At 63.3% G+C, this 22,232-nt stretch carries 17 protein-coding genes; 6 read left to right on the top strand and 11 right to left on the bottom strand.

The window, feature by feature from the left end; translation table 11 throughout:
- Positions 1-86: 86 nt before the first annotated feature.
- The 3 genes from FJ546_RS07685 to FJ546_RS07695 form a co-directional block, all read right to left on the bottom strand.
- Positions 87-1,475 carry a pitrilysin family protein gene (locus FJ546_RS07685; RefSeq protein WP_140888776.1) on the bottom strand — a complete coding sequence of 463 codons (1,389 nt, stop codon included), beginning with the start codon at positions 1,473-1,475 and terminating at the stop codon, positions 87-89.
- Between the two features lie 113 nt (positions 1,476-1,588).
- A complete protein-coding gene (rsmD, locus tag FJ546_RS07690) occupies positions 1,589-2,143 on the bottom strand; it encodes a 16S rRNA (guanine(966)-N(2))-methyltransferase RsmD (RefSeq protein WP_140888777.1) in 555 nt (184 codons plus the stop codon).
- Positions 2,140-4,077, bottom strand: a complete 1,938-nt coding sequence (locus FJ546_RS07695) for a pseudouridine synthase (RefSeq protein WP_140888778.1) — start codon at positions 4,075-4,077, stop codon at positions 2,140-2,142. Before FJ546_RS07695 ends, rsmD begins: the two co-directional genes overlap by 4 nt.
- Positions 4,078-4,257: 180 nt before the next feature.
- On the opposite strand from FJ546_RS07695, the gene FJ546_RS07700 reads away from it, so the two are divergent.
- Positions 4,258-4,707, top strand: a complete 450-nt coding sequence (locus FJ546_RS07700; protein ID WP_140888779.1) for a nucleoside deaminase — start codon at positions 4,258-4,260, stop codon at positions 4,705-4,707.
- 37 nt (positions 4,708-4,744) lie between these two features.
- Here the strand turns inward: FJ546_RS07700 and FJ546_RS07705 are convergent, their stop codons facing one another.
- The 5 genes from FJ546_RS07705 to FJ546_RS07725 form a co-directional block, all read right to left on the bottom strand.
- The gene (locus FJ546_RS07705) at positions 4,745-5,422 is read right to left on the bottom strand and encodes a hypothetical protein (protein ID WP_140888780.1); all 678 of its coding nucleotides are present in this window, start codon (positions 5,420-5,422) and stop codon (positions 4,745-4,747) included.
- A gap of 240 nt (positions 5,423-5,662) precedes the next feature.
- Positions 5,663-8,644 carry an isoleucine--tRNA ligase gene (gene ileS, locus FJ546_RS07710; RefSeq protein WP_140888781.1) on the bottom strand — a complete coding sequence of 994 codons (2,982 nt, stop codon included), beginning with the start codon at positions 8,642-8,644 and terminating at the stop codon, positions 5,663-5,665.
- A gap of 287 nt (positions 8,645-8,931) precedes the next feature.
- Positions 8,932-9,741 (bottom strand): MipA/OmpV family protein, encoded by an 810-nt coding sequence (locus tag FJ546_RS07715; RefSeq protein ID WP_140888782.1) that lies wholly within the window; start codon positions 9,739-9,741, stop codon positions 8,932-8,934.
- 129 nt (positions 9,742-9,870) lie between these two features.
- Positions 9,871-10,083, bottom strand: coding sequence for a hypothetical protein (locus FJ546_RS07720; RefSeq protein WP_140888783.1), 213 nt, complete (start codon positions 10,081-10,083; stop codon positions 9,871-9,873).
- Between the two features lie 23 nt (positions 10,084-10,106).
- Positions 10,107-11,663: an acid phosphatase gene (locus tag FJ546_RS07725; RefSeq protein ID WP_246686777.1), complete on the bottom strand. Its 1,557-nt coding sequence runs from the start codon at positions 11,661-11,663 to the stop codon at positions 10,107-10,109.
- A gap of 136 nt (positions 11,664-11,799) precedes the next feature.
- Here FJ546_RS07725 and FJ546_RS07730 point away from each other — a divergent pair, with 136 nt between their 5' ends.
- Positions 11,800-12,354, top strand: coding sequence for an HdeD family acid-resistance protein (locus FJ546_RS07730; RefSeq protein WP_140888785.1), 555 nt, complete (start codon positions 11,800-11,802; stop codon positions 12,352-12,354).
- A gap of 79 nt (positions 12,355-12,433) precedes the next feature.
- On the opposite strand, the gene FJ546_RS07735 is transcribed toward FJ546_RS07730, so the two are convergent.
- Both FJ546_RS07735 and FJ546_RS07740 read right to left on the bottom strand, forming a co-directional pair.
- On the bottom strand, positions 12,434-13,414 hold the full coding sequence (locus tag FJ546_RS07735) for a bifunctional riboflavin kinase/FAD synthetase (protein WP_140888786.1): 981 nt from the start codon (positions 13,412-13,414) through the stop codon (positions 12,434-12,436).
- A gap of 6 nt (positions 13,415-13,420) precedes the next feature.
- A complete protein-coding gene (locus FJ546_RS07740; RefSeq protein WP_140888787.1) occupies positions 13,421-14,281 on the bottom strand; it encodes a TIGR01459 family HAD-type hydrolase in 861 nt (286 codons plus the stop codon).
- 296 nt (positions 14,282-14,577) lie between these two features.
- Here FJ546_RS07740 and FJ546_RS07745 point away from each other — a divergent pair, with 296 nt between their 5' ends.
- From FJ546_RS07745 to FJ546_RS07755, 3 genes are all read left to right on the top strand, one after another.
- The gene (locus FJ546_RS07745; RefSeq protein WP_140888788.1) at positions 14,578-16,497 is read left to right on the top strand and encodes a TadE/TadG family type IV pilus assembly protein; all 1,920 of its coding nucleotides are present in this window, start codon (positions 14,578-14,580) and stop codon (positions 16,495-16,497) included.
- Between the two features lie 190 nt (positions 16,498-16,687).
- The gene (locus FJ546_RS07750; protein WP_181167847.1) at positions 16,688-18,673 is read left to right on the top strand and encodes a TadE/TadG family type IV pilus assembly protein; all 1,986 of its coding nucleotides are present in this window, start codon (positions 16,688-16,690) and stop codon (positions 18,671-18,673) included.
- 207 nt (positions 18,674-18,880) lie between these two features.
- Positions 18,881-19,513 carry a LysE family translocator gene (locus FJ546_RS07755; RefSeq protein ID WP_140888789.1) on the top strand — a complete coding sequence of 211 codons (633 nt, stop codon included), beginning with the start codon at positions 18,881-18,883 and terminating at the stop codon, positions 19,511-19,513.
- A gap of 345 nt (positions 19,514-19,858) precedes the next feature.
- On the opposite strand, the gene FJ546_RS07760 is transcribed toward FJ546_RS07755, so the two are convergent.
- A complete protein-coding gene (locus tag FJ546_RS07760; RefSeq protein ID WP_140888790.1) occupies positions 19,859-20,683 on the bottom strand; it encodes a DUF2189 domain-containing protein in 825 nt (274 codons plus the stop codon).
- Positions 20,684-20,955: 272 nt separating this feature from the next.
- Here FJ546_RS07760 and FJ546_RS07765 point away from each other — a divergent pair, with 272 nt between their 5' ends.
- Entirely contained in the window at positions 20,956-22,179 is a 1,224-nt protein-coding gene (locus FJ546_RS07765) for a TadE/TadG family type IV pilus assembly protein (protein ID WP_140888791.1), read from the top strand.
- Positions 22,180-22,232: the final 53 nt, after the last annotated feature.

The raw sequence follows: 22,232 nt of genomic DNA on the forward strand, positions 1-22,232 counted from the left end.
GCCCTGGGGCGAGCCACGGGTCTCACCCCGTCCTTCGGACCCCACAAGGGGAGAAGGGAAAGAGACGCGGTGCTGGTTCGTCATCATCAATTCCCCGCCTGTTGCTGCGGCAAGAGATAGCCGGTCGTCGAGCGGGACAACACCAGATAGCGCGCGGCGGCGGCCTTGACCTCGTCCGCCGTGACCTTGCGGATGCGGTCCGGCCATTGCTGGACATCCTGCACATTGCCGCCGGTGGCCAGCGTCGAGCCATAGATTTCGGCCATGGAGTCCTGCTTGTCGCGGGCAAAGACCATCGACCTGATGTAGCGGTCCTTGGCCTTTTCCAGCTCATCCGGCGTGACGCCGCCGCTGGCGATGCGCGCCACCTCGGCATCGACCGCGACCTCGACGTCGGCTAGCCTGGCGTCGCCGCGCGGCGTGCCATAGACGGTGAAATTGGTGTCGTCGAGCATGGTGCCCTGGAAATACGCGCCGGCGTTGGAAGCGATGCCTTGCTTGACCACCAGCGCCTGGTAGAGCCGGCTGCGATTGCCGCCGCCGAGGATCTCGGCCAAGAGGTCGAGCGCCTCGGCCTCGCCCGGCCTGGCAGTGTGATAGGACGGCACCACCCATTGCGTCGAGAAACTCGGCACGCTGACGCGGGCGTCGGTGAGCGTGACCGTGCGCTTGGTGTTCTGCTCCGGCTCGACCGGGCGGATGCGCGGCGGCAGGTCCGGCCCGCGCGCCACCTTGCCATAGGTCTTTTCGGCCAGCGCCTTGACCGTCTCCGGCTCGACGTCGCCGGCCACGATCAGCACCGCGTTGTTGGGCCGGTAGTATTTGTCATAGAAAGCGACGGCGTCGGTGCGGTTGAGCTGCTCCATCTCCTGCATCCAGCCGATGACCGGAATGCGATAGGGCTGGTTCTGCCACAGCGTGGCATCAACTTCCTCGTCGAGCACAGCCTGCGGATTGTTGTCGATGCGCGAGCGGCGCTCCTCGAGGATCACATCGCGCTCGGTCTTGATGACGTCATCGGTGAGGATGAGGTTGCGCATGCGGTCGGCCTCGAAGCCCATCATCTGCTCGAGCGCCGAGGGCGCCACCGTCTCGTGGAAAGCGGTGTAGTCGTAGGAGGTGAAGGCGTTGTTGGAGCCGCCAATGTCGGAGACGGCGCGGTCGAACTCGCCGGCGGCGTGATTTGTCGTCGCCTTGAACATCAGATGTTCGAAGAAATGGGCGATGCCGGATTTGCCGGGCGGCTCGTCGGCGCTGCCGATCTTGTACCAGACCATATGGGTGACGATCGGGGCGCGATGGTCGGGAATGACGACCACCTCCATGCCGTTGTCGAGCAGGAAATCCGTCACCTTGAACTCGGCCGGCTTCGTGTTGGGCGACGCGGCGCTGTCGGCCAGCGTCGGGCCGGTGAGCGTGAAGGCCAGCGCGGTTGCCAGCAGTGTCGTCCGCAGCCATTCAGTCCTGGATGTCATCAATGGCTCCGGTTTTCTCTTCAAGACGATAGGCAAGGTGCTTGCGACAAGCAAAGTGAATTGTTGTTGCCGGCAAAGGCGGCGGCAAAGAGGCCACCGATGAACGCAGGCGATCAGGCGGCTTCGATGAAGCGGATGATGGTTTCGCCGTAGTTGCGCTCGACCAGCACCGAAAAGCCGGGTCCTGGCTCGAAGGGAACCGCCGCCGTCTCCTCGACCACGCAGAGCGCGCCGGGGCGCAGCCAGCCGCCGGCTTTCGCCGATTGCAGTGCGCGCTCGCCCAGCCCCTTGCCATAGGGCGGATCGGCGAAGACCAGGCCGAACGGCGCCAGCGTGCCCGCCTCGCCAAGGCCGGTGGCGTCGCGGCGAAAGATCTTGGTGCGTCCGGTCAGGCCGAAGGCCTCGACATTGTCGCGGATCAGGCCACGGCCTTCGGCCGATTCCTCGATGAAGACGCCGTAGGACGCGCCGCGCGACAACGCCTCCAGACCAAGCGCCCCGGTGCCGGCGAACAGATCCAGCACGCGCGCGCCGTCCAGCTGTTCGGCAAAGCGATGCGCCAGCACATTAAAGACGGCCTCGCGGGTGCGGTCGGTCGTCGGACGGATGGCGCTGCCGCGGGGCGTCGCCAGCGGGCGCCCACGAAACTCACCGCCGACGATCCTCATCTTGTGCGGGGACCCTTGGGGCCGCCACGCGGCCGTTCGCCGCCAGCCGGACGCTCGCCACGCGGCTTGCCCGGTTTGCCAGCGGGCTTGCCATAGGACGGCTTGAACGAGGCCTTGCGCGCCTTGGCCTCCGCCGCCTTGGCGGCGTCGGCTTCCGCCCTGCCCTTGCCGATCGGCCGGGCTCCTGGCGCCATCCAGACATTGGCCTTGCGCTGGCCGGGCGGCTCGATCGGCCGCTGCTCGCGCTCGGATTTCTTACCGCCAAAACCACCACGCGGCTTGTCGCCGAAACTGCCACGTGGCTTGTCGCCGAAGCCGCGTTCGGGCCGGGGCCCGCGTTCGCCGAAGCTCTTTTCCGGCCGCTCGCCTCTGTCGGGACTGGTCGACAGCTTGCCCAATGCCTCGTCGCGGCTGCCTTCCCGGCGCTTGCGATTCTTGATCAGCCCGCCCTCGCCGATCGGCCGGCGCTCGCCGTCGCGCGTGAATTTCGGCCGCTCGGGTTCCGGCGCGCGAACTTCAGTGCGCCGCACCGGCTTGTTGGAGAAGGGTTTTGCTATCTCGGCGTCGAAGTTGGCGCCGGATTCCTCCACCAGGCGCTCGCCCAGCTGATCGCGCAGCACGCGGCCCTTGATCTCCAGTACGTGGCCCTCGGGGAGATCCTCGAGCTGGAACGGGCCATAGGAAATGCGGATCAGCCGGGTCACGTCGAGGCCGAGCGCGCCGAGGATGTTCTTCACTTCGCGGTTCTTGCCTTCGCGCAGGCCGATCGTCAGCCAGGCATTGGAGCCCTGCTCGCGGTCGAGGCTGGCCTCGATGGCACCGTAGAAGACGCCGTCGACGGCAATGCCTTCGCGCAGGCCTGCAAGCGCGCTTTCCTCGACCTTGCCGTGGACGCGCACGCGGTAGCGGCGCAGCCAGCCTGTGGCCGGCAGTTCGAGCACGCGCGACAGGCCGCCATCATTGGTGAGCAGCAGCAGGCCTTCGGTGTTGATATCGAGGCGGCCAATGGTCATCAGCCGCGGCAATTCGGCCGGCAGCACGTCGAAGACGGTCTTGCGGCCTTCGGGATCACGGTTGGTGGTGACGACGCCGGCCGGCTTGTGGAACAGGAACAGGCGCGTGCGCTCGATCGGCGGGATCTCCATGCCGTCGAGATGGATGATGTCGCCCGGCATGACGTTGAAGGCCGGCGAAGTCAGGGCGCGGCCGTTGACCTTGACGCGGCCGGCGGCGATCAGCTCCTCGGCGTCGCGGCGCGAGGCAAGCCCGGCGCGGGCCAGCCGCTTGGCGATGCGTTCGCCGGCCTCTTCCGTGGCCTCCGCCGGACGCGGGCGCGGCTTGAAGCCGGCCGATGCCCCCTGGGACCGATCGCTGAAATCACGCTTGGGGCGGTCACCGCCAAAGTCGCGCTTGGGACGGTCGGCAAAGTCGCGCTTCGGGCGATCGCCGAAATCACGCTTGGGACGGTCGAAACGCTTTTCGCCGCCCTCCGCCGACGCGGCAACCGGACGGTCGCCGCGCGGCGCATAAGGTTTGCGCGGCCCTTCGCGCTTTTCATACGGCTTGCGCTCGCCTTCCGCCGCCGTTGGACGGTCTCCCCGCGGCGCGTAGGGTTTGCGTGGCCCTTCGCGCTTTTCATACGGCTTGCGTTCGCCTTCGGCCGCCATCGGACGGTCGCCACGAGGCGCGTAGGGTTTGCGCGGCCCTTCGCGCTTCTCGTAGGGCTTGCCCGCGGCGCGTGGGCCCTTGCTGAATGGCTTGTCGCCGCCCTTGAAGTCGCGTTTCGGCCGTTCGCCCTCGGCGGCCATCGGCCGATCGCCGCGCGGCGCGTAGGGTTTCTTGGCGCCGAAGGATGGTTTCCTGTCGCCTCGAGGAGCCGCAGGTTTCTTGCCCGGGCCTTTTTGGCGCGGAGATTTCTTGTCGTTGTCGTCCATGTGGCCTTTGTCCGTTTGCGCTGCTACAGCGTGGCGCATCCTTTCGGGCGCGCAACGAACGCTGTAGCACTTTGATTTGGCGCATGATCTTTTCCGAAAATCGAGTCCGATTTTCGGGTTGATGCGCTCCATAACAGGATCACGCCTGAGTGGCGAGGAGATAATCGGAATGGAAACCGCGTGAAGCGGCCGGATTTCATGGCGGTGGCGCTCAAGGAGGCCGAAGCGGCAGCCTTGCGTGGCGAAGTACCGGTCGGCGCCGTCATCGCCAACGGCGGCACGGTCGTTGCGAAAGCCGGCAACCGCACCCGCGAGCTTGCCGACCCGACGGCGCATGCCGAGATGCTCGTCATTCGCGAAGCCTGCGCGAAACTCTCAAGCGAGCGGCTGACCGGCCACGATCTCTATGTGACGCTGGAACCTTGCGCCATGTGCGCCGGCGCCATCTCCTTCGCCAGGCTACGCCGTCTCTACTTCGGCGCCGCCGACGAAAAGGGCGGCGCGGTGGTCAATGGCGCACGTTTCTTCGCCTCGCCGACCTGCCACCACACGCCCGACATCTATCCGGGCATGGGCGAGACGGAGGCTGCGCTGCTGCTGAAGGATTTTTTCAAGGAACGTCGCGACTGAACCGCGGTGTGCCGCCCGAAGGGCAGCGCGGGCGTTCTTACAGGGACGGCAACCAGTCGAACCAGCCGGACTTCTTGCCTTCCGCCTCCTTCTTCAGGCGGCGTTCCTTCTTGTATTCGTCCTCGCCGAGTTCGTTCTGCGGCGCCGTGCCGGCCGCGACGCGATAGGCCAATGGCGGCTCGCTCAGATATTTGCGGGTGTTGGGGTCGCCCTGGTTGCTCGCGGCAAGACGACGCTGGATCTCGGCGGCGCGGCCCTTGTCGGAATCAGCGGGTGTCCAGGCCGGCGGGTGGCTGGAGCCTGAATCCGCCATCGCCTTCTTGACCGAGGCCGGATCGGTCTGCACATCGTCGACGATCTCAGCCTGATAGCTCGGATCGTTTTGATGGGCGGTGGCATCGGCGCGCAGGCGCGCGCGGCGCTGTTCGGGCGATTCGGGCCATTCGGCGCTTGCCGACTGGATGCTTTCCTGCGGTGCGGGCAGCGCTTCCTTCTGTCCGGGAGCGGGCTTCACCAAGGTGGGGCGCGGCTTGTAGTCGATCGGATCCTTGCGCTTCGGCGCGAAGGAAACGGCGCCAGTGAGATCGCCGGCCAGCTGTTCGGCAGCGGTCTTGTCGGTGCCATAGGTTGGAGAGCTCATGCAGCCGGATAGAGCGAGGCCCGATGCGACAAGCGGCGCCAGCAGCGCAAGGCGCGCCTTATATCTCTCGGTCATGCCAAAAAGTCCCACTCTAGACAGCCTCTCGATCGTCACCGGTCCTGTGACCGGTCCCCATCGTCCAAGCACTTGCGACGGAAATCCGGCGACAATTTGTCTTCCGGAGTTTCGCGTGTTTACCTCAACCGCTCGTTAAGGGCAACGCACGGAGGGATTTGCACCGCCCGGCGTGGCATTTGTGCACTATTGATCGGGTGCGCTTTCCCAAAACCGCGGTACGCTCTTCGGCGACATGGACTAAACCCGACCGAGCGCCTTCAACTCATGCAGAACGGCGGCATCGCGTGCGGAGACATCGGGAAATGCGGGATCCTGCCCGACATCGGCCGTGTAACGCCAGGAACGCGCGCATTTGGTGAGGCCGCGGTCCTCGGCCTTCTCGACCACCGCGGCGACGCCCTTGACATCGTCGAGGGTGAAGGCGCCTTCCGGCGCCTGCCCATGGGCAATGACGAGGTCGCTGGTGATCGCCATCTCGGCCATGTCGACGTCCGATATCGCCGCCTCCAGCGCTGCGTCGTTGATGGTGACGACGGGCACCGCCTCCAGCGAGGAGCCGATCACCTTCTGGGCACGCGCGATCTCGAGTGCGCCGGTGACGACGCGGCGCACCTGCCGCACCTTGCGCCATTTTTCCGCCAGCGCTTCGTTCTTCCAATCCGCCGGGATTTCCGGGAACTGGTCGAGATGCACCGACACGGCATCGGGATGCCGGTCGAGCCAAGCCTCTTCCATGGTGAAGGGCAGCATCGGCGCCAGCCATTTCACCAGGCAGTCGAAAAGATGGCGCACCACCTGCACCGAGGCCTTGCGCTTCACGCTCGACGGCGCGTCGCAGTAGAGCGCGTCCTTGCGGATGTCGAAATAGAAGGCCGACAGCTCGACCACCATGAAATCGACGAGCGCGCGGGTGATGCGCTTGAACTCGAAGGCATCGTAGCCCTGGCGCACCACCTCGTCGAGCTCGGCCAGCCGATGCAGCATCAGCCGCTCCAGCTCCGGCATCGCTTCCAGCGGCACGGTCTCGCCATCGTCATGGGCGAGCGTGCCCAGCATCCAGCGAATGGTGTTGCGCAGCTTGCGGTAGGCGTCGATATTGGTCTGCAGCACGTTCTTGCCGAGCCGCTGGTCTTCCCAATAGTCCGTCGTCACCACCCACAGGCGCAGGATGTCGGCACCAGACTGCTTGATGACGTCCTGCGGCACCACCGTGTTGCCGAGCGACTTCGACATCTTGCGTCCGTCCTCGTCCATGGTGAAGCCATGGGTGACGACGGTGTCGTAAGGCGCCCTGCCCCTGGTGCCGCAGCTTTCGAGCAGCGAGGAGTGGAACCAGCCGCGATGCTGGTCGGACCCTTCGAGATAGACGTCGGCCGGCCATTTCAGGTCTGGGCGATCCTCCAGCGTAAAGACATGCGTCGAGCCCGAATCGAACCAGACGTCGAGGATGTCCATCACCTGCTTCCATTTGGAAGCATCGTGGTTGCCGAGGAAGCGTTCCTTGGCGCCGGCGGCGAACCAGGCGTCGGCGCCCTCTTCCTCGAAGGCATCCATGATGCGCTGATTGACCGCCGCGTCCTTCAGCACGTTGCCGTCCTCATCGGCGAAAACGGCGATCGGCACGCCCCAGGCGCGCTGACGCGACAACACCCAGTCGGGGCGCTCCTCGATCATGGCGCGGATGCGGTTCTGGCCGGCAGCCGGCACAAAGCGCGTGTCGTCGATGGCCTTCAGGGCGCGGCCGCGCAGTGTCGTGCCGTCGCCGAGGTCCTTGTCCATGTAGACGAACCATTGCGGCGTGTTGCGGAAGATCACCGGCTTCTTCGACCGCCAGGAATGCGGGTAGCTGTGCTTCAGGCGGCCGCGCGCGAAGAGCGCGTTGCGCTTGATCAGCTCGTCGATGACAGCCTGGTTGGCGTTCCCCTTCTTGCCATTGTCGTCGATGACACGCGCGGCTCCACCCTCGCGATCCGGGCCGAAGCCTGGCGCGTCCCTGGTGAAGAAGCCGGCATCGTCGACCGTGAAGGGGATCACCGTGTCGATGCCACGTGCGCGCAGCTGAGGCGCGGCGTCCATCCAGGCGTCAAAATCCTCGCGGCCATGGCCAGGCGCGGTGTGGACGAAGCCGGTGCCGGCATCGTCGGTCACATGATCGCCCGCAACCATCGGCACGGGGAACTCGTAACCGCCGCCGAGACTCTTGAACGGGTGCGAAAGCACAAGGTTTCCAAGCTGTTCGGTGCTGACGCCGTGAAGGCGCTTCAAGGTGACCTTTGCCTTGGCCTGGCTTTCCTCGGCCAGCGCATCGGCGAAGATCAGCTTCTCACCCGGCTGCGGGCCAAAGGCATTCTCGGCCGCCGTCACCTCGTAGAGCCCGTAGGCGACGCGCGGCGAATAGCTGACGGCGCGGTTGCCCGGGATGGTCCACGGCGTCGTCGTCCAGATGACGACATGGGCGTCCAGCAGATCCAGCGACCGCCCGCTCAGGTCCGGATTGAGTTCCGCCGGCTGCCCGTCGACGATATTGGCGACGACAAGATTGGCCACCGGAAACTTCGCCCAGATCGTGTCCGACTCATAATCCTGGTACTCGATTTCGGCCTCGGCCAATGCGGTGCGCTCGACGACGCTCCACATCACCGGCTTCGAGCCGCGATAGAGCTGACCCGACATAGCGAATTTCAGCAATTCGCCGGCGATGCGCGCCTCGGCATGGAAAGCCATCGTCGTATAGGGATTCTTGAAGTCGCCGATGACGCCAAGCCGCTGGAACTCACCGCCCTGCACCGCGATCCAGTGCGCCGCGAACTCACGGCATTCCTTGCGGAACTCGTTGACCGGTACCTCGTCCTTGTTCTTGCCCTTGGCGCGATACTGCTCCTCGATCTTCCACTCGATCGGCAGGCCGTGGCAGTCCCAGCCAGGCACATAGTTCGAGTCGTAGCCGCGCATCTGGAACGAGCGGGTGATGACGTCCTTGAGGATCTTGTTCAGCGCATGGCCGATATGGATATTGCCGTTGGCGTAGGGCGGGCCGTCATGCAGCACATATTTCGTGCGGCCGGCGGCGCTCTCGCGCAGCTTGGCGTAGAGGTCCATGTCCTGCCAGCGCTTGACCAGCACCGGCTCCTTCTCGGGCAAGCCGGCGCGCATCGGGAAATCCGTCTGCGGCAAATAAAGCGTCTTGGAATAGTCGATCGTTTCAACAGTGTCGGTCATTGATCTGCCATCTGCGTAGCCCGTCGGCACAAAGCCCGGGCGTTGAGGTCTTTGATTGACGCATATCGTTTTCCCAAAACCGGACCCACCTTTGGGCGATACGCGTCGATGTTCTGAAAAAAGCGCGAGGGCGCGCGCGAAACACCCGGTGGTTCCGGCGGCGCTCAGGCCACCCGGAACACCGGGCCAGTAATTCGTATCGCGATCGCGAAAAGGCGCGAAAAGCTCATCATGGCGTGGCTTTTAGCGGAGATGGACGCAGGAATAAAGCGTCTCGTTCAATTCGCCTACATCTTGAAGTCGAAGCGATAGGTGGTCGACACACCGACCATGAACTGGTTGCGGTCGCCGCGCTCCCTGACCAGGCTGGAATCGGCTGCCGGCCCCTCCAGGCGCGAATATTCGCCGAACAGGCTGGCGGTCATCGGGTCGGTCACCTTCCAGGTCACCGCGCCGCCGAGGCCGACGGATTTCAGTCCGCCACCGGGATTGTACTGGCTCAGGCCGGAGGCCACCGCTTCCTGCGCATTGACGCCATAGTAGGCGTCGAAATAGTTCGCCGAAGCAAAGGACACGCGCGGGCCGCCCGAGATCCTGACGGTTGGCGTCACATCGTAGAAAGCGTCGGCGGCGATATCGGCGACAAAGCCGTTATGGGCACGGATGCCGTGGCGCAATTCGGCGCGCGCGCGCATCCAGTCCGTCGGATAGAATTCGAAGAAGCCACCGACTTCGCCGCCCCAGCGCACCGGATCGAGACCCTTGAGCTCGTCGGCATCGCTGTCATCGCGCGAGAACAGGAACCTGCCGGTCAGGCCGGCGCGAACGCCGCCATCATCGACCAGCGCCAGCGAAATATTGTCGTTGCGCGAGGTGAAGCGAGCCTGGGGACCGGCCTTGCCCAGGGAGATGATGGGCTGGGCGCTGAGCATGTATTTCTTGCCGCCCTCGAAATTCGGCGCGACCATGCCCGTGGCGCCAACCGTCAGGTACCAGTCGCCGGACAGCCAGCCGAGGGGGCCGTCGCCGGCCTCGGCCGCGGAAGCGCCCAGCAAGGAGGCGGTCAGAAGCAGCGGAATCGCCCGGACAATACGCATCGATACTCCATACGCGAAACACGCCGGAACAAACACCGGCATCGCTCAAGCCATGGCGCCAGTTCGGTAAAATTTGACTTAACATCCGTAACAGTTGCGTCGGCCAACCTTGTGTCTGGCGAAGCCGGATCAGGCGCCGCGCGGCGCGGTCGGCAGGTCCAGCAGCCCTCTCACGGCCTTGCTGCCCTTGCCGGCAATGCGCGCCGATCCGTCGTCACCCACCTCCACCGTTGCACCGTTGGCAAAGCTTAGCGACCAGCCGTCGCCCTTGGCGTTACGGCGGCGGTCGGTAAGCTCGATGCCGGCAGCGGTGACAAGGGCGATGATCCCGTCAGCGTTCATCGTTTTCCTACGGACACGGGCCTTCACTTGAGGTCGAGCCCGGCGGTAAGATCGCCGAGCGGCGGTTCGCCATGCGCGGCGAGGGCCCGGTCGCGAACGACGATGCCGTGCAGCACCGGCAGTTCGAAGCGCTCGGTGATGAAGCGCAGGATCGAAGTCGTGTCATAGGGCGTCTGATCGACATAGCCATGCTTGGCGAAGGGCGAAACGATGATGGCGGGGACGCGCGTGCCCGGCCCCCAGCGATCGCCCTTGGGCGGAGGGACGTGATCCCAGATGCCGCCATTCTCGTCATAGGTGACGACGACCAGCATATGCGGCCATTGCGGGCTTTTCTCCAGATGGGCGACGACGTCGGCGATATGGCGATCTCCAGCCTCGATGTCGGCATAGCCGGAATGCTCGTTGAGATTGCCCTGCGGCTTGTAGAAGGAGACCTGTGGCAGGACGCCGTCGTCGATCGCCTGGATGAAGCTAACCCCGCCCAGCCCACCGTCGCGCAAATGTTGGCGTCTGGCGTCGGTGCCCGGCGCGTAATTGGCATAATAGTTGAACGGTTGGTGGTGGTACTGGAAATTCGGAACCGGCGAGTTGTTGCCGTGGTCGAGCGTGTACTGCCAAGCGCCCGAATACCATGCCCAGGTGATGTGCTTGAGGCTAAGCATGTCGCCGATGGTCGGCTCCGTCTGGGGCGGCAGCGTGGTGGGCTTGGCCGGATCCGCGAGGAGCGGATTGCCGCCAGGCGCCGGATCGTTGCCGCTCGGTTGATAAGGCGGCTGCATCGTGTTCACCGCGTGGAAGTCCGGCGTCAGATTGCCATCGGAGACAAATTTCGGAATGCCGTCGCGCGCCGATTTCGGCGAATTGTCGGCGATCTTCAGCGCTGTGCCGCTCTCATCCGTCACCGAAATCGACGGCTTGGCCGGGCTCTTGTCGGCATCGGCGTAGTAAGGCGCGCAAGCGCAGATCAGCCATTGGTGGTTGAAAAACGAGCCGCCGAACCCACCCATGAAGAAATGATCGGCCAGCACGTATTTCTGCGCGACCGCCCACATGTCGGTCTTGGAGGCGTCCCAGTTGCTCATCGGCATGGCGCCTGAATCGGCCCAGGCAACGAACATGTCGTTCTTGCCGCCGTTGATCTGCATCTGGTTCTGGTAGTAGCGATGCCAGAGGTCGTGCGTTGTGACGCTGAGCGGCACGTTGAAACCCTTCGCGTCGTTCACGGTGAACGGCGCGTTTGGAAGGTGCTCGGTCATCGCCTGCGTCACCGGCGGCGTGACGCCCTTGGCGGTCAGCCCCTCCCACACCGGCGGCAGTTCGGACAACACCGAGCCGTCACGATCGCGCTGCTGTAGGCTTTCCTGGCTGGCTTTATCGATGCCTTCGGCACCGGGAAAATGGCCATAGAGATTGTCGAAGGCGCGGTTCTCGGCGAAGATGACGACCACCGTTTCTATCTTGGTGATCTCATCTGGCGGCTCGCCTGGCTGCGCTGCGAATGCGGAAACCGCAGTTGCAGCGAACAGGGCGAGAGTTGAGGAAAACAGGGCGAGCCCATGGGATCGCTTCATTGTCATACCTCCCTGATGCAAAGCTGGATGACACCAGCTTCGCCGCGCCTTTGCAATAGCCACCGCGCTGGACGGGTAGTGCCATTGGGATTACCTTCCTTCAACCGCAGGATGCGCGGCCAGATGTGGAGGGAGATGGATCATGACCTTGCACGGCGATACACTGAAGAACGCGATCGGCCAGACGCGCGAAAAGTGGGGATGGTTTGTCGGCCTGGGCGTGGTGCTGCTGATCCTCGGCGGCATTGCTTTCGGCAATCTTTTCATCGCCACCGTGGCTTCCGTCTATGTCGTCGGCTGGCTGATGCTGGTGGCCGGCATCATCGAGATCATGCATGCTTTCGGGGTCAAGACCTGGAGCCGCTTCTTCTACTGGCTGCTCAGCGGGCTGCTTTACGCGGTCGCCGGATTTTTCGCCTTCGACAATCCGCTGCTGGCCTCGGCGGTGCTGACCTTCCTGCTGGCCGTTGCGCTCGTCGCCTCCGGCGCGCTGCGGGCCTGGGTCGGCTACAGCCACCGTCCGGAACAGGGCTGGGGCTGGATCGTCGCGGCAGGCCTCGTCAGCGTGTTTGCCGGCCTGGTCATAGCCATGGGTTGGCCGGTCAACAGCCTGTGGGTGCTCGGATTGTTCCTGGCGATCGACCTGATCTTCCAGGGCTGGACCTTCATCGCGGTCGGCCTGGCGCTGAAAAAGTAGAGTCCTGCCGAGCATGATCTCCGGACAGGCGGAAACCGTTTGTCCGAAAAAACCGGTATCCGCTTTTCGGGATCACGCTTCAGAACGCAATGGCCGCGTCGAGCTGTGAAAGCGGCTTGACGCCGGCAAGCAGCGCCCGGGCCTCGGCTTCATCGCGCTTCATCTGCACCACCAATGCATCGAGGCCGTCGAATTTGATCTCGCTGCGCAGGAAGCCGAAGAACGAGACCTCGCAGGTCTCGCCGTAGAGATCGCCGGAAAAATCGAAGACGAAGGTTTCCAGAAGCGGTGCGCCATTGTCGTCGACCGTCGGGCGGCGGCCGAAGCTGGCGACGCCGTCATGCAGCGTGCCGTCGGCGCGTCGGAAGCGGACGGCATAAATCCCTTCCTTCAGGGTCGCTTCCGGTGAAAGCCTCATATTGGCGGTGGGAAAGCCCAGTGTGCGGCCGAGCTGCTGGCCGCCGATCACTTCGGCCTCGACCGTGAAGCGATAGCCGAGCAGACCGGCGGCCTCGACTACCCCGCCATCGCAAAGCAGGGCCCGGATCCGGCTCGACGAAACCACCTCGGCGCCCTCGTCGCGAAAAGCGTCGACGAGCGTGACGCCAAAGCCATGGCGTTCACCGGCTGCCATCAGATAGGCCGGTCCGCCCTGGCGGTCCTTGCCGAAATGGAAATCGAAACCGGTCACGGCGTGGGTAATGCCGAGCGTCCTCTCCAGCACGTCGGTGACGAAGGCTTCCGCCGACAGCGCGGCGAAGTCGCGCGTGAACGGCTGCTCGACGAGCGCGGCAAAACCCAGCAAGGACAAGAGCCGCGCCTTCATCGGCGGCGGCGTCAGCACGAACAGCGGCATGTCGGGCCTGAAGACCTTTCGCGGGTGCGGTTCGAAGCTCAGCACCAAGGCCGGCACGTCACGTCGCAGAGCCTCGGCCAACGCCCGTTCGAGCACCGCTTGATGGCCACGGTGGACGCCATCGAAATTGCCGATCGCGACAACGCCGCCACGCAGATCGGCGGGCAGCGGCGCGGTCGCGGTGAGATGCTGGAAGCCTACCATCGCCACCTACTGCAGTCTGACCATGACGGCCGCCGGACGATAGCCGTGCCGCTCCAGGAAGAGCCCGAGCTTGGCCGGATCCGGCTGGGATGCATCGCCATAGTCGCGGGCGTGGATACCGCCGGAGACATAGAGGACGTCGAAACCATTGTCGGCCGCGCCCTTCACATCGGTCATCATCCCATCGCCGATGGCCAATACCCGAGGACGCTCGACCGGTCGGCCAAGCACCTCCGCCACCTCCTTCATCGCAAGGTCGTAGATCGGCGCGTAGGGCTTTCCCGCAATCAGCGTACGGCCGCCGAGCTGGGCATAGTCGCGCGCCAGCGCGCCGGCGCACCAGATGATGCGTTCGCCGCGTTCCACCATGATATCGGGATTGGCGCAGATGAATGGCAGGTTCCTGGCACGCAATCGCCGCAGAAGGTCGGTATAATCCTGAGGCTTCTCGACCTCGTCATCGAACAGCCCGGTGCATACGACGCCGGCGGCCTCGAATTCCTCGACGAGGTCGACATCGAGGCCGTCATAGAGTGTCAGATCGCGGTCGGCGCCGATATGGAAGATCTTGCGTGGGCCTTCCGCGATCAGGTCGCGGGTCACGTCGCCCGAGGTCACGACACGGTCGTAAGCTGACGGCGGAACGCCGATCACACTCATCTGGGCCACGACATCGGCGCTGCGGCGGGGCGAATTGGTGATGAGAACAACGGGAATGCCGGCTGCCCTTGCCCTGGCCAGCGCCACCGCAGCAGCCGGGAAATGCCATTCGCCATTGTGCACCACGCCCCAGACATCGCAAAGAATTGCCGAATAGGCTTTTGAGACGTCTTCGAGCGAGCCGACGATGTCAGGCGAATCCGCCATGCCGTTTCCTTCAATATGAGCGTTGCGAGTGCCGCGGCCGACGGTCGCCGCAGCGGGTTCGAATTATCCGAACCGATCCATGCTGTCACCAGCTTTCACCTGGAGATCGACGCGAAGGCGCCCCTATGCGCCCAAACGGCGCTATCTGTTGGCGCCCAAGCCACCGCTGGACAGGGTTTGGTTAACGCGCATTGAAAGGGCGGCTCTACCTTGGACATATTACGGCAACGTGAAATTTAACGATTTATGACACGATCCCCACCGATTATCGATTTTGGCGGGGGTATTTTGAAGCAATGATCCGGAGATTCGGACGCGATCGGCGTGGCAATTACGCGCTCATGACTGTCGTCGCCATGGTACCGCTCATGGGTGGCCTGGCAATCGGCGTCGACTATACGGAAATGACGCGGCAGCGACAAAACGCCTTGAACGCCCTGGACGCGGCCGGCGTCGCCACTGCCCAGCAGATCGTTGCTGGCGCCAGCGACACCGATGCCAAGGCCTACGCCAAGAATTTCTTCGAAGCCAATCTCGCGCATATCGATCCGGCCAACACCACCCTGGCCGTGACGCTGCCCAACAACAACACCGGCGGCGGAACATTGAAGCTTTGCGGCACCTTGACCTACAAGCCCTACTTCCTGCCGGCGGCGAGACTGCTGCTTGGCGGCAGCGCCGGTCCCACCAACATCGTCTTCAACACATGCTCCGAAGTCCGCCTGAAGAACACGCTGGAAGTGTCCCTGGTGCTCGACAATTCCGGCTCGATGAACGACCTCGGCAAGGGTTCGAACAAGGTACGGTTCGACCTCCTCAAGAGTGCCGCCAAGCAGCTGGTCGACCAGTTGGCAGGCCAGGCCCAGCAAATGAGGCAGGTCTCCAATCCGGTTCAGTTCAGCCTGGTTCCCTTCGCCGCCTCGGTCAATGTCGGCTCGGGCAATGCCTCGGCGGCATGGATGGACACGACCGGCATCTCGCCGATCCATCATGAGAATTTCGACTGGACGACCATGAGTTCTTCCTATTCGTCCACCAAATATGCCCAGAACATCGCTGGCGTCTGGTATGCGAAAGGCAATGGTTGGGACGCAACCCAGAAAGATCTGCCGTTGACCCGGTTCTCGCTCTACAAGCAGATGAAGCGGGTTTCGGCGTGCAGTTCGAAGAGCTGGGACGGCACTTGCACTTCGAACGCGACATATACCTATGACACCGTCGCCAACTGGGGCGGCTGCGTCGAGTCCCGTCCCTACCCCTACAATATCCAGGATACGCCAGCTTCGACAGGAACGCCCGCAACGCTGTTCGTGCCGATGTTCGCACCTGATGAAACCGACCTTACCGACAGCAGCAGCCGGCCCGCCAACAACAATTGGCGCACCGACACCACGCCGGGCAACAGCACCAGCGCGGAACGTCAGCGCTACATGCCGAAATATTTCGCCGATCCGGGCAACACGGTCACGTCGGCCTATGGCATGGATGCCGGCCCCAATACCAGTTGCACCACCACGGCCATCACGCCTCTGACCGACGTTTCGACGACAACCGGTGCGACCGCGGTCAAGGCTTCGATCGACGCCATGGCCGCCGACGGCGCCACCAATGTGCCGGAAGGCATGGCCTGGGGATGGAGGACCCTTTCCAGCGCGGCTCCCTTCACCGAGGGCAGGGCTGAGACGGAAAGAGGCAACGATAAGGTTCTGATCGTCCTGACCGACGGCGCAAATACATATTACACGCCGACATCGGTGACGGCGCAGACCTATTCAGGACCCAACTGGGCTTACGGCGGCAATGATCTGGCAGGCGCGAAAGCCATCTATTCGGCCCTTGGCTACGTCAAACCATACAACAACACATACAGCTATGGTCGTATGTTCCTGGGCACCAGCGCCAATGTCGCCAAGGATGATTATTCGAACGCCAACTACACCAAGGCGATGAACGAGTATTTCACCACGCTGTGCAACAACGCCAAGGCCGCCAACATCATGGTCATGACCATTGCGCTCGACCTCGATGCCACCAAGACGGCGGAAAAAACACAGATGGATGCGCTGAAGGCCTGTTCGTCGGATTCCCGCTTCAGCAAGGATCCGGCCGATCCGAGCAAGCCGATGAAACTGTTCTGGAATTCGACCGGAGCAACACTCTCCGACGATTTCAAGGCGATCGGCAACGAACTGTCCAACCTTCGCATCGTCAGCTGATCGCCAGGCCGCGAACGCCCTGCCCCGACAGGGCGTTCGCCTTAGACCGGATCGGGGCCGCAGGCCTGCATTGGTTAGCGCTTGGTGAAGCGCCGACCAAGCAATAGAGCGGTTTCCCAAATCCGTCCTTCAGCGTTTTGTGGAAGGCTGGCGTCAATCGAGAATCCGCAGGCGGGGGCCGCTGCAAGTCATGCATGAACTTTGGCGTCAGTTCCGCCGCGACAGGCGCGGCAACTATGCTCTTATGACTGTTGTGGCGATGGTGCCGCTGATGGGTGGCCTGGCGATCGCGGTCGACTTCACGGAAATGAACCGCGAAAAGCAGATGGTGACGAATGCGCTTGATGCCGCCAACTTCGCCACGGCGCGCCGGCTGACGGAAGGCGCGACCGACGACCAGTTGAAAGCCTATGCGCTCGACTTCTTCAATGCCAACCTGAACGATATCGATCCGGCCAGCGCGACGCTCAACGTCACCTTGCCCAGCAACACCAGCGGCGGCGGCCTGCTCACGATGACGGCGCAGCTTGCCTACAAGCCCTATTTCTATCCTGCCTTCGCCCAGCTCGTCGGCAAATCGGCAACCGATGCGAACCAGAAGATCAACTTCAGCGTCACCTCTCAGGTCAGGCTGAAGAACACGCTGGAAGTTGCCCTGGTGCTCGACAATTCCGGATCGATGACCACGCTCGGCACGGGCTCGGGCCAAAAGCGCATCGATCTTCTCAAGACAGCGTCCAAACAGCTGGTCGACACGCTGGCCCAACAGGCGGTCATGATCAAGCAGGTCGACAAGCCGGTGCAGTTCGGCCTCGTGCCCTTTGCCGCTTCGGTCAATGTCGGCCCCGACAATGGCAACGCCTCGTGGATGGACACGGAGGGCCTGTCGCCGGTGTCGAACGAGAATTTCGACTGGTCGACGCTGAACGCGGCCAACAAATATGCCCAGCAGACCAACGGCATCTGGTACAAACGCGGCACCGGCTGGGGCAGCGAGGAAGGGCAGATGCTGACCCGGTTTTCACTCTACCGGGACATGAAGGTCGTCACCAACCACGAGCGTGTCGTCAACAGCAAGCGGGTGGTTTGCGACGAGTACAATTCGAACAACACCTGCAAACGCAGCCACGACGAATACGACTACATCGATTCCTACGGTCCGTTCGCCAGCTGGCAAGGCTGCGTGGAGGCCCGGCCCTATCCCTACAATGTCAACGACGCTTCGCCGTCCGGCGGCTCGGCCAACACAGGCATAGGCGCCGGCGATCCGGCAACGATGTTCGTGCCGATGTTCGCACCGGACGAACCCGGCAACCGCTGGAAGCTCACGCAGGATCCCGACGAGGCCGCCCCGGTGGCCTACGGCGCGGTGAACAGCTGGTGGAATGACGATCCTACGAGCAGCACCGGTCAAGCGCGGCTGCGAAACATGGCCAAATATTTCCAGCCGCGGCCAATCGATGCGCCGGCGCTGCCCGCCGGCAACGGCCCGAACTACAGCTGCACCACCAATCCGATCACACCACTGACCGATGTGAGCGTCGCCGATGGGGCCACCTCGATCAAGGCGGCGATCGACCTGATGCAGCCGAATGGCGGAACCAATGTTCCCGAGGGCATGGCGTGGGGCTGGCGGGTGGTCTCAAGCGGCGAACCGTTCACGCAAGGGCGCCAGGAAACGGAAAAAGGCAATGACAAGGTGGTGATCGTGCTGACCGACGGCGCCAACACCTACTACACGCCGTCCTCGCTTGGCTATTCGGACCCCGCCAACTCGAAATCCACCTACGCGTCCTACGGCTATCTCAACCCCGGCTACAACGGCACCTCGGTCGGCCGCATGTTCATGGGCACATCGAGCGCCATCGGTCAGTTCGACTATTCGAACGGCAACTACACCGATGCGCTCAACGAGCAGATGGCAACGCTTTGCAACAACGCCAAGGCGGCCAACATCATGGTGATGACGGTGGCGCTCGACCTGTCGACGACCAAGGCCAGCGACAAGCTGGCGATCGATGCGCTGAAATCCTGCTCGTCGGACTCGCGCTTCCGCAAGGACCCGACGGATCCGAGCAAACCGGCGAAGCTGTTCTGGAATGCGACCGGCGCCAGCCTGTCGAACGACTTCAAGGAAATCGGCAACGAACTGTCGAACCTGCGGGTGGTCGGCTAAGGCGCGCCGCGTCGAAACGGCGCTTTGGGTCCTTCTTTATGCATGTCGTTGCCCCGAAACCGGAGGCACTTTGGAGCGACATGCTGTAATCGCTCCTCTGGCGCAACACCTGGTGCCGGCAAGCCCTTGCGGGCGCATGCCGTGACAGGCAGATATTGGCTGCTCGCGCGATCGCACATCGATCGCGAGCGTGCTTGGGGACGAACAATGCCGGATACCGCCAACCATATCGCCTTCGCGCTGGTCTGCCTCGGCATGGTGCTGACGCCAGGCCCGAACATGATCTACCTGATCTCGCGCTCGCTGTCGCAAGGGCCGAAGGCCGGACTGATCTCGCTTGGCGGGGTCGCGGTCGGTTTCCTGTTCTATGTGCTGTCGGCGGCGTTCGGCATCACCGCGCTGCTGCTCGCCGTGCCCTATGCCTACGACGCGCTGCGCCTTGCCGGCGTGCTCTATCTCCTGTGGCTTGCCTGGCAAGCGGTGAAGCCGGGCGGACGTTCGCCGTTCCAGGTGCGCGATCTGCCGAAAGACCGGCCGCGCAAGCTGTTCGCCATGGGGCTGATGACCAATCTGCTCAACCCCAAGGTGGCCGTTCTCTATCTGTCGCTGCTGCCGCAATTCATCAGCATCGGCAAAGGCCATGTGCTGTCGCAGCTATTGGTTCTGGGCGCGACGCAGATCTCAATCAGCCTGACCGTCAATGCGATCATCGCGGTGACGGCCGGTTCGATCGCCACCTTCCTTGCCGGACGGCCATTGTGGCTGGTCATCCAGCGCTGGATGATGGGAGGCGTGCTGACGGCGCTGGCGCTGAAGATGGCGACCGACGCGCAGCGCTGATATCCGGGCGCCGGGTCATCATCTCTCGGCACTTCTCGATGGGACTGAAATCGTCAAGCTCACCGGCCAGAATCAAGGTCGGGACCGCCATGCCGCTTGCCTGGGCCTTGCGCACCTGAAAAGGCGTTGGCGTTATCGCGGCACTTTCAAATTGCACCAGATGGCTGGCATCCGCATGCGCGGCGTTGTGTCCTGCAATGCCGAAGCAGGCCAGCCAAACAATTCTTTTCACGAGCGCCAGCATCTTGTGTGCCATCGGCAGACTCCGGCCATTGGGTGCCAGCGGCGCTCTTGACCGACGTTACAGACTTGGGGCGTCCGCCTGGTTGCCGGAGATATGGCTCCCTACATCGGCCGGCGGATCGGCCGGATCTGCGCCGGCTCGACTACCTTGCGGTAGAGGTGCCAGGTGGCATGGCCCAGGATCGGCATGACCACCGCCAAACCGGCAAACAGCGGGATCGAGCCGATCACCAGAAGCACGGCAACCAGCAGGCCCCACAGCGCCATCTGCAGCGGGTTTGCCATCACCGCCCGGGCCGAGGTTTCGATTGCCGAGACGGCACCGACATCACGGTCGAGCAGCAAAGGGAAGGCGATCACCGTTGTGGCCAGCACCACCACCGCAAAGACAAAACCGGCCGCATTGCCAAGCAGGATCAGGGTCCAGCCCTTGCCCGTCGTCAGCACGTCGCGGACAAAGGCGCCGATCGAGGCCGGCGGCTGGTCGCCGAACAGGCCGGTGTAGATCGATTGCGCGGTGTACAGCCACAACAGGAACAGCGCAAACAGCATGACGCCGATGACCGCGATCGACGGCAATGCCGGGGAACGGCGCACATCCAGCGCATGGCGCCAATTCGTGTTCATGCCGAGTTCGCGCCGGCGGCTGATTTCGTAGAGCCCGATCGCGGCAAAAGGCCCGACGAGGGCAAAGCCCGACATCAAGGGATAGACCAGCTGAATGGCGTTGGAACCCGAGCTCCACCGGGTAAGGATCAGGCCGACGATCGGGTAGATCAAACACAGGAACACGTAGTGGGACGGTTTTGCCCAGAAATCCTCGGCGCCGAGCCTGAGCGCGTCCCAGAGATCCGCCGTGGTGATGCGGCGCACCGCGGGCTGCACATGCATCCCGTGGGCGTCCGCCATGATATGAAAGCCGGCCATAACCATCCTCCCGTGTGTCGGGGGCGGTCACCGCCGTGATGGCCGCCCGCAGCTGCCACTAGTAGATGTGGCAGCATAGCCGATTTGTCAGGGGTTGTCGCCGAATCGATGATCGGTCGGGTCCTCACGGGATTGTCGTCGCCTGCCGGCCAAAGCCGGCCGGCGGACTCTACTCGCCTCATTTCAGAACCCATGCATTTTAGCAATTGCTTAAATTACTCTTAGATATCCCGAGCGTATCACCTGGGCATTGCAAACCTTGGCGGCGGACGATGTTCACATTGAGAGGCTTCTGGCTTTCCAAGCGCGGCAACTTTGCCATGGCGACAGCCATAGCGATGCTGCCGATAATGGTTGTGGTGGCCGGCGCGATCGATCTGACAGGCACCAGTGACGACGCCGCGCAATTGCAAAACTCGCTGGACGCGGCTGGACTTGCCGTCGGCACGAAGTACCTGCCCAGCATGGCCGCGAGTGATGTCGAGGCACTTGGGTCGACATTCTTTGCGGCCAATTTGAGCCTCGCCGACCAGCAGGAATATGCAGACAGCGTCTCGGCTTTTTCGGCAACCGCCAGCGGCGACCCGAGCGCCTACTACATCTCGCTTTCATCCAGCATCAACCGTCCGAGCTTCATCAATGGCGCGGCCCCATGGCCAGCTCACCGCTCGGCCACGGTCAAGATGAATCCCGGTGCGCAGGCCTGCGTTCTGGCGCTCGATCCACATGCGTCGGCCGCGGTAAGCCTGCAGGGCTCGACCGATGTCTCCATGAGCAGTTGCGTCATCGCGGCAAACTCGGATGCGCCCGATGCTGTCAGCAGGGGCGGTTCCGCGCAGATTTCGGCGGGCTGCGTCTCGACCGTCGGCAGCACTTACGGGCTTTCGCCGCCAAGCGCCAATCTCACCTGCGGAGCCCCGCTCGAACATCAATATGCATCTTTCGATCCTCTGGCGGACGTCGTTCCTCCCCCTTACACATTGTGCCTGCCGGTCCCGAACGGCAGAACCTATACGCTGTCGCCTGGAACCTATTGCGACAAGACGTTGTCGGGAAACATCACGCTCAATCCGGGCGTCTACATCTTCCGTAGCGTCACCCTAAAACCCGGCGGCAACGGCAGCCTGACCGGTCAGGGCGTGACCTTATTCCTCGTGGAGGGCTCGCAGATCACCATAAATGCCAATGAACAGGTAAACCTATCTCCACCCACCAGCGGTCCCTTCGCCGGCATCACCATTTTCGAGAACCGCGGCAACACCTCGGCCCTGACGCTGAATGGCGGTGCAAATTCCGCGATCAGCGGGTTCGTCTATGCGCCGGACGCGGCGATATCCTTTGGAGGCAACTCGGATATGAGCGGTCAGGGCGACTGTCTGAGGCTTGTTGGCTCGACCGTGCAGATGACCGGAAACTCATCCATCAAGACCGACTGCACCGCCGTGTTTGGAAATCGCGAGATGTATGCCAGCCGCCTCATCACGCTTGTGAAATGAGCGGCCAAGCTGCATTTCCATCTTGGATCTTACGGCCGTGCCCGGCAAAAGCC

The organism is Mesorhizobium sp. B2-4-19 (assembly GCF_006441315.1).
In the GTDB taxonomy this organism is placed as follows: Bacteria; Pseudomonadota; Alphaproteobacteria; order Rhizobiales; family Rhizobiaceae; genus Mesorhizobium.